Annotated in this window: 8 protein-coding genes; all 8 read left to right on the top strand. The window is 36.0% G+C overall.

Translation table 11 applies throughout. The annotated features are described in order from the left end of the window. Positions 1-15 precede the first annotated feature (15 nt). Complete coding sequence (locus tag OD917_RS06010) at positions 16-1992, top strand: RagB/SusD family nutrient uptake outer membrane protein (protein WP_263522646.1); 1977 nt, start codon at positions 16-18, stop codon at positions 1990-1992. Positions 1993-2095: 103 nt separating this feature from the next. Further along, positions 2096-3808, top strand: a complete 1713-nt coding sequence (locus tag OD917_RS06005) for a polysaccharide lyase (protein ID WP_263522645.1) — start codon at positions 2096-2098, stop codon at positions 3806-3808. Between the two features lie 272 nt (positions 3809-4080). Further along, positions 4081-4770 carry a DUF3826 domain-containing protein gene (locus tag OD917_RS06000; RefSeq protein ID WP_263522644.1) on the top strand — a complete coding sequence of 230 codons (690 nt, stop codon included), beginning with the start codon at positions 4081-4083 and terminating at the stop codon, positions 4768-4770. Between the two features lie 47 nt (positions 4771-4817). Further along, complete coding sequence (locus OD917_RS05995) at positions 4818-6524, top strand: polysaccharide lyase (RefSeq protein WP_263522643.1); 1707 nt, start codon at positions 4818-4820, stop codon at positions 6522-6524. A 143-nt stretch (positions 6525-6667) separates the two neighbouring features. After that, positions 6668-9835, top strand: coding sequence for a DUF6298 domain-containing protein (locus OD917_RS05990; protein WP_263522642.1), 3168 nt, complete (start codon positions 6668-6670; stop codon positions 9833-9835). A 165-nt stretch (positions 9836-10000) separates the two neighbouring features. Beyond that, positions 10001-11404 (top strand): glycoside hydrolase family 140 protein, encoded by a 1404-nt coding sequence (locus OD917_RS05985; RefSeq protein ID WP_263522641.1) that lies wholly within the window; start codon positions 10001-10003, stop codon positions 11402-11404. A gap of 244 nt (positions 11405-11648) precedes the next feature. Further along, positions 11649-13217, top strand: a complete 1569-nt coding sequence (locus OD917_RS05980) for a glycoside hydrolase family 28 protein (protein WP_263522640.1) — start codon at positions 11649-11651, stop codon at positions 13215-13217. A gap of 257 nt (positions 13218-13474) precedes the next feature. Beyond that, positions 13475-14392, top strand: coding sequence for a glycoside hydrolase family 43 protein (locus OD917_RS05975; protein ID WP_263522639.1), 918 nt, complete (start codon positions 13475-13477; stop codon positions 14390-14392). The last annotated feature ends 117 nt before the right edge of the window (positions 14393-14509 follow it).

The following is a 14509-nucleotide window of genomic DNA, read 5'->3' as shown; positions in this document are numbered from 1 at the left end:
AAATTAAAAGCAATTATGAAAACACCATTTAAATATATAACATTATCACTTTTGCTTGCCTTAGGTACTGCTTCTTGTAGTGATGATTTTCTTAAAGATAAGCAAGCTTATGGCTTATACGATGATACGTTCTATCAAACTCAAGAGCGTGCACAAGCCTATGTAGATAATCAGTATTATGATTTTTATAATTCATATAAATCGCCTACAGCAACAGTTATTGGTTCGTATACAGATACAAATTCAAAACTAACTGAGGAATTAGGAGGAACACAGGATTATATCAATCCAAATAAAACGCTTTTGAACGCTGCTGAAGCAAGTACATATTATGGAGCAAAATTAACAACAAGTATTAATAATTATCCATATAACAGAATCAGAGAGTGTACAGCTTTCATAGAAGAAGTTGATGTTAAAGGTTCAAACCTTGACAAAACTTTTCGTGATCGTGCAAAAGGGCAAATGTATTACATGCGTGCAATGCAATATTTTGATTTAATGCGTGTTTACGGAGGAGTTCCTATTGTTACAACTGTTCAAAATGCATCTGCAGATGATCCTTCTATTCAGCTTCCAAGAGCAAAAGTTTCAGAAGTAGTAGATCAAATTGTAAAAGATCTTGATATGGCGGCAAGTTTGCTTCCTGGAAATTGGGATTCAGCTAATTATGGTCGTTTTACAAAAGGCGCAGCAATGGCTCAAAAATCAAGAGTTTTATTAACTTTTGCAAGTCCGTTATTTAATAAAAGCTGGGATGGTTCTAATGAGCGTTGGGAAGCTGCTTTAAAAGCAGGTCTTGAAGCAGAAGCACAATTAACAGCTGATGGTTACGGATTATATGGAAGTTCTGCAAAACAATGGGAATCAATGTTTTTAATTGATAATGTTTTTTGTTCAGAAGCTATTGCAGTACAACTTTGCGGTACATCTACTTTATCTACAGGAATAAACAATTCATGGGAAAAAGGGATTCGTTTATTGAGTTTAGGTGGAACAGGAGGAGGAACGCCAGCTCCTAAAGAAATGATTGATTTGTTTCCAATGAAAGACGGTAAAAGACCTACAGCTGCAAATGGATATAATGATTTTACATTCTTTGTAGATAGAGATCCAAGATTCTACAGAACATTTGCTTTTTCTGGAGTTAAATGGGGTTACAAAGAAACTCCAGACGCAGTTCTATGGGCTTACCGTTGGGTAGATGGTTCTAATAAAGCAGGTTTCGCAGATTCAAATACAGCGGTTTCAAGCCCTGCATTTGTTAGAAAAATGAGTAATTCAGCAGCAAGTAAAGAAACGAATTTCCAATATTCTGGAACCGATATTATGGAATATCGTTATGCCGAATTATTATTGAATATTGCAGAATGTTATGCAGCTTTAGGCCAGACTAACAATACATTAGCTTATTTAGGAAGAATTAGAAACCGTGTGGGTATTCCTGCAGCAAATAATTACGGAATTGGAACGCTTTCTGATAAATATGCAGCAATCGAAGCAGTATTATACGAGCGTAGAGTAGAATTGGCATACGAAGGAAAACGTTTCTGGGATGTTCAAAGATGGATGCTTTACGATAATGAAGCACTTGCAGGTGTAACTGGAGGAACTGTCAGTAAATTGCGTTTAACGCCAATTAACGGCACAAAACGTACTGGAAACTTTTTACAATACAAAAACACAGCTGAATCTTCTACAAAAGATCCTTTGTCTGCTGATCGTGCAAGTATTATGGCCGATCCAGATGCAGCTAATTTCCAAGCGCAATTAACAACTTTGGCTAATTTCTATAACACTAATTTTACACGTACAGAATTAATAACACCAATGGATAACTATAATGGAGCGGCGGTTAATATTAAATTTAATCCAAACTACTATATAAATGGTCTTGCAACTGCGCCTTTAACAGCAAATCCGTGGTTATTACAAACTATTGGCTGGAATGATAATTTTGGAGCACAAGGAACCTTTAATTATCAAGAATAAATTTAATATCAAAACAAGGATTATCATATAAAGCTTTTCACCTGTATTCGTCAAAAGATACAGGTGATTTGTTTAAAAAGAATTACCACAACTAGAAATTAACATGAAAAATTCCGCATTATTTATCGCATCATCTCTGCTTTTTTTGGGAAGCGCAAAATGTTTTGCTCAATATCCGAAGATAAGTCCAGAAGTTCAGGCTCAGGAAAAAGCAATTAAAGAAGAAGCTCAAAGACTTTCTGATGAAGCTTGGACAAAAGCTTTAGTAGTTATTGAAGAAGAAGCAAAACATGGAAAACCATATATTCCGTGGGCAGCAAGACCAACCGACTTACCTCAGGCAGATATTCCTGCTTTTCCAGGTGCTGAAGGTGGTGGAATGTACACATTTGGTGGACGTGGAGGAAAAGTGTATACAGTAACAAGTTTGGAAGATCGTGGACCTGGAACATTACGTGAAGTATGCGAACAAGGAGGAGCGAGAATAGTGGTATTTAATGTTGCTGGAATTATCAGATTAAAAAGTCCGTTGATTATTCGTGCGCCTTACATTACAATTGCAGGTCAAACTGCTCCTGGAGATGGTGTTTGTATTGCAGGAGAATCAACTTGGATTGATACGCATGACGTAATTATCAGACACGTACGTTTCCGTCGTGGAGAAACTTTCGTAGGTCGTCGTGACGATGCTATCGGTGGAAATCCTGTTGGAAATATCATGATCGACCACGTTTCTGCAACTTGGGGATTAGACGAAAACATGTCAATTTACAGACACATGTACAACCCAGGGCCAGGTTACCCAGATATTAAAGTGGGAACGGTAAACATTACAATCCAAAACAGTTTATTCGGAGAAGCTTTAGATACTTATAATCACGCTTTCGGAAGTACTTTAGGTGGAGAAAACTGTTCTTTCATGAGAAATATGTGGGCTAATAATGCTGGAAGAAACCCTTCTATTGGTTGGAATGGAATTTTCAATTTTGTGAATAATGTGGTTTTCAACTGGTACAACAGATCTACAGATGGTGGTGATTACACTGCGAACTACAACATCATCAACAACTTCTACAAACCAGGTCCAGTAACCGATTTGACTCAGCCAATTAGCTACAGAATCTTAAAACCAGAATCGGGAAGAAGTAAATTGCCTTATATGGTTTTTGGTAGAGCTTACGTAAATGGAAATGTTGTAAACGGAAACGAAAAAGTGACTAAAGACAACTGGGACGGCGGAATTCAGTTAGAAAATAAAAAAGGAGAATTAATGACATATGATGAAGCAAAAGAATATTTTGCTAAAATGAAAGCACCTAAACCTTTCCCAATGCCATGGTTCAACAAATTTATGACAGCTGAAGAATCTTATGAATTCGTACTTAAAAATGTTGGAGCAACTCTTCCAATTAGGGATAAAGTAGACGAAAGAATCGTAAGAACGGTAAAAACAGGAGTTCCAGAATATGCAAAAGGTTTAGAGAAAAAGACTTTCTACCAATTCGAACACAGACGTTTACCAATGGATTCTTATAAAAAGGGAATCATTACAGATATATCTCAAGTTGGCGGATATCCAGAATACAAAGGAAAACCTTATGTAGATACAGACAAAGACGGAATGCCAGATGCATGGGAGAAAAAATACGGTTTAAACCCGAATGATCCATCTGATGCTCAAGGAGATCTAAACGGAGACGGTTACTCTAATATTGAAGATTACATTAACGGTGTAAATCCTGCGATAAAAGTGGACTGGAAAGATTTAGCTAATAATAAAGAAACATTAGTTAGACCTCTATTAGATTTAAAATAAGGAATAATTTTTTAAAACATTCTTGTTTCAGAGTAAACAAGAATGTTTTAAAAAAGAGCCTGAAAGGCTCAAAGCACCAACATAAGACAACGTCCTATGTATAAAAAAAGCCCTGAAAGGGCGAAAGTAATTAATGAAATATGGGCAAAGGCTTACGCCCTTTCAGGGCTTTGCTATATGATTTGTAATTCATAGGATTTTATCCTATGGTGTTGCTTAAAGGCCGTTGGCCTTATGATTGAGTTAAAAAAATAACTAAAAAAAGAAAGACAATGGCACTAAATAAATTAAATGCTGGTTTATTATCGCTGGTTTTCGCATTTTCAAGTTTAAATGCACAACAGCATTTAGATCCTGAATATGTAAAGGTAACTAACGAAAGAGCTGCAAAAATCGTTACCAAATTAGATTTGAAAAACGAAGCAAAAGAAAAAGCAGTTTCCAATATCATCGCGCAGCAATTCAGAGATTTAACTGAAATTCAAGACGGAAGAGATGCTGATATCAAAAAAGTGAAAGAAGATACTTCTTTAGCAAAAGAAGATCAAAACAAGAAAATTGATAAACTGAAAGCAAAAGCAGACGAATCAATCGCGAAACTGCACAAATCTTATATCAAAAAATTAGGTAAAGAATTATCTGAAGACAAAATTACTGAGGTTAAAGACGGAATGACTTATGGAGTACTTCCTATTACAGTAGCAGGTTACAACGATATGCTTCCAAATTTAACAGCAGAACAAAAAGATTATATTTATAAAGCTTTAGTTGAAGCCAGAGAGCATGCAATGGACGCAGGTTCATCTAAAGAAAAACACGGCTGGTTTGGTAAATACAAAGGAAGAATCAACAACTATTTATCAAAACAAGGTTACGATTTAAACAAAGAAAGTGCTGACTGGCATAAACGTATTGAAGAAAGAGAAAAGAATAAAGCAAAAGATTCTACTGCAAAAGAATAATCTCTTACACTTTACACCAAAAACTATTAACTAGACCACACAATAAAATGCAAAATATTTTTCCCAACCGCACTTTAAAGAGAACATTGATGGCTTTTTCATTTTGTTCTCTTGTTTCGTCGGCATATGCCCAATATCCCGTAATTCCAAAAGATGTTCAAGCAAAAGCCGATGCTGTTTTAGCTGACGAAGAAAAAAGGCTGAGCGAAATCTGGAATGCTAATCTGCATATAATCAAAGAAGAAGCAAAACAAGGAAAACCATATTTACCTTGGGCTTCGTATCCAAAAGATTTTGTTTTTGCTGATATTCCTGCTTTTCCAGGTGCTGAAGGCGGTGGAGCATATACACAAGGCGGACGTGGCGGAAAAATATTTGTCGTGACAAGTTTAGAAGATAGTGGAAAAGGAACTTTTCGTGAAGCCTGCGAAGCGGTTGGAGCGAGAACAATTGTTTTCAACGTTTCGGGAATTATTCAATTGAAGAAAAGAATCAGCATGCGCGCGCCTTACGTAACCATTGCTGGACAAACCGCTCCGGGTGACGGAATCTGTATCGCTGGAGAAACTTTAGAAATAGATACACACGACGTTATTATTCGCCATATGCGTTTTAGACGTGGTGCAACCGAAGTAACCAGAAGAGATGATGCGCTTGGAGGAAATCCAATGGGAAATATCATTGTAGATCACTGTTCTGTAAGTTGGGGATTAGACGAAAATATTTCTTTATACAGACACCAATTTGCAGCAAATGCTAAGTCAAAATTAGAAAAACTTCCAGCTTGTAATATCACGATTCAAAACACTATTTCATCAGAAGGTTTAGATACGTACAATCACGCTTTCGGAAGTACAATCGGCGGATTAAACAGTACTTTTATGCGCAATTTATGGGCAGATAACATTTCTAGAAACGCTTCTATCGGAATGTATGGCGACTTTAATTTTGTGAATAATGTAGTATTCAATTGGTGGAATCGTACGCTAGACGGAGGTGATTATCGTTCGATGTTGAACATCATCAACAATTATTTCAAACCTGGACCAATAACACCTGCAAATGAACCTATTGCATATAGAATTGTAAAACCAGAATCAGGTTATATTGAGCCAAAACAATACGGAAGAGCTTACGTTTCAGGAAACTTCATTGTAGGTTCTCCAGAAGTTACAGCAGATAACTGGAATGGCGGTGTACAATTGGAAAATCTTCCTGAAGCTGAAACAAAGGAATTTTTAGCAGCAATCAAACAGCCAAAACCTTTCTCAATGCCAAAATTTAATATTATGTCGGCAGAAGAAGCTTATGAATATGTTTTAACAAATGTTGGAGCTACAATCCCAAAAAGAGATGCTGTTGACGAAAGAATTCTAAAACAAGTTAGAACAGGAAAAATTGAAGTTAAAGACGGTTTAGAAAATTCAATCGGAAAAGAATATATCAAAAGAAGATTACCGGCTGATTCTTATAAAAAAGGAATTATAACGCATCCCGACCAAGTGGGAGGTTATCCAACTTACAAAGGGAAAGCCTATAAAGATTCAGACAATGACGGAATTCCTGATGCTTGGGAAAAGAAATTTGGTTTAAATCCTAATGATGCTTCAGATGCAAATATGGACGCAAACGGAGACGGTTATACAAACATTGAAAAGTATTTTAACGGAATCGATCCAACAAGTAAAACTGATTGGACAAAAACGGAAAATAATACGGATACTTTGGCTAAGTTGAAATCATTATTGCAATAATTCAGCATAAAGTATACACCCAAAGTTTGTCATTCCGAGGAAAGAGGAATCACACTTGAAACTCCACAACAGTGCGTAAATCCCGCGTGAGATTTCTCCTTCGTCGAAATGACAAGATTGTGGAAATGCTTAACTTTAGAAAATTGAAAAATATACTAAAAGTGAATTTCATTAAACAAAATATAATTCCTTCCTTCAAAAACACATTAGTGATAATGTGTTTTACTATGTTTATATCTGGTAACATCACAGCCCAAAACAATTTTCCAGACATTGTTAAAACCAAAGAAGGAAAACTTTCTTTCAACACAGATAGTCAAGGAAATCAAATCCCTGATTTTTCTTTTGCAGGATACAGAAATTCAGAAGTTGCGCTTCCGAATCTAGACAACAAAATTTTTGTTTCTCAACAAGAAGAAGATGCAACGAAGAAAATCCAAAATGCAATAGATTATGTAAGCGCATTAAAACCAGATAAATCGGGTTTTCGTGGAGCGGTTTTGTTGGACAAAGGAACTTTCAAAATCAGCGGAACTTTATACATCAGAAAATCAGGAGTAGTTTTAAGAGGAAGCGGAAATACTGAAAACGGAACTATACTTTTAGGAACTGGATTGGAAAGAGAAGCTTTAATTAGAATTTTGGGAGAAAAAGATAAAGTGTATAAAGATTCATTTGAATTCGCGAATGTTTACACGCCACTTGGAACTCAGAAAATCCAATTAAAAAATACAGCAAAATTAAAAGTTGGAGACGAAATCGAAATCAGTAAACCTTTAACAGATAATTTCATTAAAGAAGTAAACATGCAGGATTTCGGTGGAGAGACTTCTTGGATTGGATGGAAAAAAGGAGACTGGACAACAACATGGAATCGTGTTGTAACTAAAACCAACGGAAACGAAGTAACCGTAAATGCACCAATTACAATGTTTTTGGATGATGTTTTCGGAACTTCAAAAGTAACGGTTTATTCATGGGCGGGAAGAATTGAACATATCGGAATTGAAAATATCTTACTAAAATCAACTTACAATCCTTCAAACTTAAAAGACGAAGAACACCGTTGGCAGGCAATCAGTATTGAAAACACTAGAAATGCCTGGGTAAAACAAGTGAATTTCAAACACTTTGCAGGCGGAGCCGTTACGGTTTTAAAAACAAGTCAGCAAGTTACGGTTGAAGATTGTATTGCAACTGAACCGATTTCAGAGATTGCTTCATTTAGAAGACATACTTTTTATACAGAAGGTCAGCAGACTTTATTTCAACGCTGTTATTCAGAATTTGGATATCATGATTTCGCCGTTGGTGGATTTGGAACAACAGGCCCAAATGCGTTTGTACAATGCGAATCACATTTGCCATTCGAAAATAGCGGAGCAATTGGAAGCTGGGCAACTGGAGTTTTATTTGACATTGTAAACATCGATGGAAAACCTTTAAGTTATAAAAACAGAGAACAAGGCGGAAGAGGCGCTGGATGGACAGCAGCTAATTCTGTAATCTGGGAATCATCGGCATCAAAAGTAGAATGTTACAGTCCGCCAACAGCGCAAAATTGGGCTTTTGGAGTTTGGGGACAATTTGGAGGAAACGGACATTGGAAAAACGTAAACGAACATATCAGTCCAAGAAGTTTATTCTACACACAACTAGAAGCCAGATTAGGAAAACTTCCGGTTCAGGCTTTTATTTATGATTTAGGTTCAGAAGCTTCTTCAAGTCCGAGTATAGAAGTAGCTGCAGAATTAACTAAAAATTCAACAACAACCGCAAAAAGTCTACAGGAGTTAATTGTAGAAGCTTCAAAAGCAAATCCGATAAATACAGATAGTAAAGGTTTAAAAAATGCGAACGATTTAAAAGTTGTTCCGAATAAAACAGAAAAATCGACTTCAAAAGTAACAACAGAAAATGGCTGGTTAAGTTTTGAAGGAAAAGTAATTGCAGGAAAACAAACCAACGTAGCATGGTGGAGAGGTGATTTAAGTGATGATTTCGTAAATAAATCTACACCACATATCACACGTTTCGTTCCAGGAAGAACAGGAAACGGATTAACAGATAAAGTACAGGAAACTGTAGATTATTTGACTAAAAATAATATCGTTTCCTTAGAACATAATTACGGTTTATGGTACGACAGAAGGATGGACGATCATGAACGTGTGCGCCGAATTGATGATGATGTTTGGCCTCCATTTTACGAACAGCCTTTCGCAAGAAGCGGAAAAGATTTTGCTTGGGATCATTTGAGTAAATATGATTTAACAAAATTCAATGATTGGTACTGGAGCCGTTTAGCGCAGTTCGCAACATTGGCAGAACCAAACGGACAATTGTTAATCAATCAGCAATATTTTCAGCATAATATTTTAGAAGCTGGAGCGCACTGGGCAAGTTCACCTTGGCGTTCAGCAAATAATATCAACAGTACAGGATTTCCTGAGCCACCGCCGTACGCAGGAGACAAACGCATTTTCATGGCGGAGCAGTTTTACGATATTACCAATGCTCAAAGAAGAAAATTACACGAAGGTTTCATAAGAAAATCATTTGAAAACTTTCAAGAAAACAGCAACGTAATTCAGCTGACAAGTGCCGAATATACAGGGCCATTACACTTTATGGAATTTTGGTTGGACCAAGCCCAAAAGTGGAAAGACGAAACAGGCAAAAAAGGTTTAATTGGTTTAAGTGCTACAAAAGATGTTCAAGATGCTATTTTAAATGATGCTAAAAGAAATAAAACCGTTGATGTAATCGACATTCGTTATTGGTATTACAAAGAAGACGGTTCAGCTTACGCTCCACAAGGAGGCGTAAACTTAGCACCAAGACAACACGCGAGAAAACTGAAAACAGGAAAAGAAACCGATAATCAAGTATATCGTGCCGTTCGTGAATACAGAGAAAAATATCCTGAAAAAGTCATTTTATATTCAACAGACGGTTCTTCAAGATTCGGATGGCCGGCTTTAATGGCAGGAGCTTCATTGCCAAACATTCCGAAAATCGAATTGCCTCAGTTTTATTCCGCTTTAAGCGAAATGAAATTAGTTGACGGAAATACGTTTTCAGACAATCTTTGGAAACTGGAAAATAAAGGAAAAAGCTATCTTTTTTACTTGAAAAACGATCAGGATATTACCATCGATTTAGCAAACGAAAAAGGAACATTTGAAGTATTTGCAATCAATGCTTCGACAGGAAATATAACGAAAAAAGCCAACATCAGCGGAGGAAAACAAGTGACAATTCCACAAGCCGAAATAAAAGAAAAAGTGCTTTTTGTAGTTAGAAAATAAAAGTTTTAATAGCCACAAATTCACGAATTAATTTTGAGAAGAATTAAATCTGATTAATTACACAAATTAAATCTTCGTGAAATAAAAAACACAAAGATTATAAAAAAAATAATTCGTGAATTCGTGGCTAAAAAACAAAAAACATAAATTCAAAAACAACCCAAAATGAATCTGAAAATTAAATCTTTATACGCTCTTTGTATAAGCTTTATGTTGACAGCACAAAGCGGATTTTCGCAATCTGCCAAAACAAAAGCATCACTGCCTGAAATCAAAGTATCTAAAAATCAGCATTATTTTGTTACCGAAAACGAAAAACCATTTTTCTGGCTTGGAGACACAGGCTGGCTGGCATTCGGAAAGTTGGATAGAGCAGGAATTGACAAATATTTTAAAGACAGAAAAGACAAAGGATTCAATGTTGTTCAAGTAATGGTTTTACACAACATCAATGCCGTTAACGTTTACGGCGATGCTGCTTTAATAAATGAAGACGTTTCAAAACCGTTAATTACGGCTGGAAATGATTTCAAAGATCCAAAACAATACGATTATTGGGATCATGTGGATTATACGTTAGACGTAGCTCAAAAAAACGGAATTTACGTTGCAATGGTTCCGGTTTGGGGAACAAATGTTTCAAAAGGAAATAAAGTAAGCAAAGAACAGGCGACAGAATACGCTCAGTTCTTGGCTAATCGATATAAAAACAGAACTAATGTAATTTGGTTAAACGGTGGAGACACACACGGAAATGAATTTCAAGATATCTGGAACGCCATCGGGAATACTTTAAAAACCAACAATCCAAACCAGTTAGTAACTTTCCACCCTTTTGGAAGAACCGATTCTTCAGAGAATTTTCATAACGAAAAATGGCTGGATTTCAATATGTTCCAATCAGGACACAGAAGATACGATCAGGATTCGGTAAAAACGAATTTCAAAGAAGATAATTACAAGTTTGTTTTAAGAGATTTCGAATTAAAACCAACAAAACCTACACTTGATGGAGAACCATCTTACGAAGGAATTCCACACGGTTTACACGACACTTTACAGCCAAAATGGACAGCAAACGATGTTCGTCGTTACGGATATTGGTCAGTACTTTCAGGTGGTGCAGGTTATACATACGGACACAACGCCGTAATGCAAATGTTCAGAAAAGGTGATAAACCAGCATACGGAAACAAAGAATTATGGACATCAGCCATTAATGCGCCTGGAGCAAAACAAATGGTTTACATCAAAAAATTAATGGAAGAGTTTCCGTTTTTAGAAGGAGTTCCAGATGTTTCTTTAGTGGTAAACCAAGGCGAGAAATACGATTATATTCCAGCCATAAGAGGAGAAAAATACGTTTTATTATATACCTACAACGGAAGAATAATTGAAGCAAAACTAGGAAAAATTGCAGGCGATAAATTCGAGGCAAGTTGGTACAATCCAAGAAATGGAAAGAAAACTAAAATCGGAACATTTGATAATAAAGGAACTCAAAATTTTCAACCAGAAGGCAAAAAAGAAGATGGCAATGACTGGGTTTTGATTTTGAAGTCAAAGTAACCACATAGTTTGTCATTCCGAGGAACGAGGAATCACACTCGAGAATCGACAAAGATTGGAGAATTACTTTATGGAATTACTAACGAAGATTTCTCCTTCGTCGAAATGACAAAAAATGAGAATATAATACTCTCGCAGATTTTGCAGATCAAGCAGATAAAAATCATTTTAATCTGTTAAATCAGTGGCAAAAAATAAATCTGAACAATCTGCCAAATCTGCGAGAGAACAAAAAAAATAAACTATGAAAAACATACTAATAATACTCTGCTTCATAACCGGATTAAACACCACTTTTGCACAAGACGGTTGGATAAACATCCTAAAAGAAGGTGGGAACAACAAAGGAATAAAATGCACGCAAGCCATTCAGAATGCTATTGAAAAGGCATCTAAAAACGGTGGAGGAACCATTTTTTTCCCTGCGGGAGAATATTTAACGGGAGCTTTAACACTAAAAAGCAACATTATAATTCACTTAGATTCTGGAGCACTTTTAAAGTTTTCAGAGAATTTCGATGATTTTCTTCCTTATGTAGAAATGCGTTACGAAGGAATTGTAATGAAAAGTTTTCAACCCTTATTTTATGCTAAAGACGTTGAAAACATCACCATCACAGGAAGAGGCGTAATCGACGGACAAGGAAAAGCATGGTGGAACGAAGTGTACCGAATCGAAACAGCAAAAGAACCACTTCCTCCAACCAAATACCAAACCATGTGGGAAGAGCAAAATAAAGGACTTTACACAGAACCTTATTATAAAAGAACAGTAGATAAGAAATTTTTCAGACCCTCTTTCTTTCAAGCTTACAACTGCAAAAACATTCTAATTGAAGGTGTTACGTTTCAAAACTCGCCTTTTTGGACCATCAATCCTGAATTTTGTGATAATGTTACTGTTACAGGAATTTCTATTTTCAATCCACATTCGCCAAATACAGACGGAATCAATCCTTCTTCTTGTACCAATGTTCATATTTCAAATTGCCATATCAGCGTTGGCGACGACTGTATTACAATCAAATCAGGAAGAGACGGCGACGGACGTAAATACGGAAAAGCAACAGAAAATGTAACCATTACAAACTGCACCATGTTAAGTGGTCACGGCGGAGTGGTTATAGGAAGCGAAATGTCAGGCGGAATCAAAAAAATCACGATTTCCAACTGTGTTTTTGACGGAACAGATCGCGGAATCCGTATCAAATCGGCTCGCGGAAGAGGCGGAGTTGTAGAAGATATTCGTGTCGATAATATTGTCATGAAAAACATCAAAGAAGAAGCCATCGTTTTGAGTCTTTTCTACGATAAAGGAACTACGGTTGAACCAGTAACTGAGAAAACACCGATTTTCAGAAACATTCACATGAGCAATATTACGGCTTCAAACGTAAACAAAGCCGGACAAATTTTAGGAATCACCGAAATGCCAATTCAAAATATCACTTTCTCGAACATCAATATGGATGGAAAAGAAGGTTTTACCGTAAGCACAGCAACAGATGTTGAATTTCACGATGTAAAAGTAAACGCAACCGTTGGTTCGTCGTTCAAAATCTCAGATTCAAAAAATGTCATTTTAGACAACGTTGGATCTTCAACAGCGATAAAAGGAGTTCCAGTTATTAAATTAGATAACGTTTCAAATGCATTGATCAACAATAACTTTCCATTCAATCCAACCGATATTTTTATCGAAGTCAATGGAAAAGACACCAAAAATATTTTTCTGAAAAATAATGTGTTCCATAACGTAACAACAGCAATCAAAAAAGGAAAAGATTTAGATAAAAAAGCAATTACAGAATAATTAGTTAGACGTATCCTAACAGGTTTTTAAAACCTGTTAGGTATTAATAATTAGAAGCAGAAACATTAGGCATTTTTGGAAGCATCGTCCCGCTTTCCGTTACAATCTTTTGTACTGAACCCCAGTACAAAAGGATTTCCACTACAATCGGGGCTAAAGAGAAAGATTAGGCTTTTTTGCAATCAGTTAGGATTCTGAATTAAACATAAAATATACCTACAAGGTTTTGGAAACCTTGCAGGAAAGAAAAACAAGACATGAAAAAAATATTCATCATAGTAACCCTTTCGCTTTTTGCTGTGAGTTATTCACAGAAAAAGAAAGATTTATATCTTTTTACGTCGTTTAGAGAACCCGCAACAGAAGGTTTATATTTGGCGTACAGCGAAGACGGTTACAATTGGAAAGGATTAGAAGGATCATTTTTGAAACCAGAAATCGGAGCCAGTAAAATTATGCGTGATCCGTCAATCACAATTGGAGCAGACGGAACGTATCACATGGTTTGGACAACCGACTGGAAAGGCGGAAATGGTTTTGGCTACGCAAGTTCAAAAGACTTAATTCATTGGTCAGAACAGCAATATATTCCCGTAATGAAAAACGAACCAGAAGTTGTAAACGTTTGGGCGCCTGAGATTTTTTATGATGATGTGAAAAAGGAATACATAATTATCTGGGCATCTACAATTCCGTTCCGATTTGAAAAAGGAGTAGAAGACGAGAAAAACAACCACAGAATGTATTATGTAACGACTAAAGATTTCAAAACTTTTTCAGATACAAAATTATATTACGATCCAGGTTTTAGTGTAATTGATTGTGTGATTGTCAAAAAAGGAAAGAAAGACTATGTTTTAGTTTTGAAAGACAATACAAGACCAATGAGAAACATAAAAGTAGCTTTCGGAAAATCGCCTTTAGGACCGTTTGAGAAGAGTTCAGAGCCTTTAACCGAATATTTATCCGAAGGGCCAACAGTAGTGAAAGTCGGTAAAAATTGGCTGTTGTATTATGATAATTACGGTTCAAAAAATTACAAAGCGTTAAGCACAACAGATTTTGTTCATTTTGAAGATGTATCCTCCAAAATAAGCCTTCCCGAAGGACATAAACACGGAACGATTACAACAATTTCAGCAGACGTTTTAAAAGGATTAATTGATAAAAAATAAAAAAATATCCTCAAAAGGCTCTTTTGTCTGAATAGAATATTTTAAAATTATTTTTATCAGCAAAAGCCCCGGAGGGGTAAAATATTTATAGAATTTCAATTAGGAATACGAAAAAAG

Origin of the sequence: Flavobacterium sp. SH_e (genome assembly GCF_025717045.1) — a bacterium.
Lineage (GTDB): Bacteria > Bacteroidota > Bacteroidia > Flavobacteriales > Flavobacteriaceae > Flavobacterium.
Note: the sequence above shows the minus strand (reverse complement) of the source record. Positions and strands in the feature narration are given on the sequence as shown.

Excerpts from the sequence above, each read along its gene's own strand:
- OD917_RS06005 (WP_263522645.1), top strand. The coding sequence starts at position 2,096 with ATGAAAAATTCCGCATTATTTATCGCATCATCTCTGCTTTTTTTGGGA.
- OD917_RS05995 (WP_263522643.1), top strand. The coding sequence starts at position 4,818 with ATGCAAAATATTTTTCCCAACCGCACTTTAAAGAGAACATTGATGGCT.
- OD917_RS06000 (WP_263522644.1), top strand. The coding sequence starts at position 4,081 with ATGGCACTAAATAAATTAAATGCTGGTTTATTATCGCTGGTTTTCGCA.
- OD917_RS05985 (WP_263522641.1), top strand. The coding sequence starts at position 10,001 with ATGAATCTGAAAATTAAATCTTTATACGCTCTTTGTATAAGCTTTATG.
- OD917_RS06010 (WP_263522646.1), top strand. The coding sequence starts at position 16 with ATGAAAACACCATTTAAATATATAACATTATCACTTTTGCTTGCCTTA.
- OD917_RS05975 (WP_263522639.1), top strand. The coding sequence starts at position 13,475 with ATGAAAAAAATATTCATCATAGTAACCCTTTCGCTTTTTGCTGTGAGT.
- OD917_RS05980 (WP_263522640.1), top strand. The coding sequence starts at position 11,649 with ATGAAAAACATACTAATAATACTCTGCTTCATAACCGGATTAAACACC.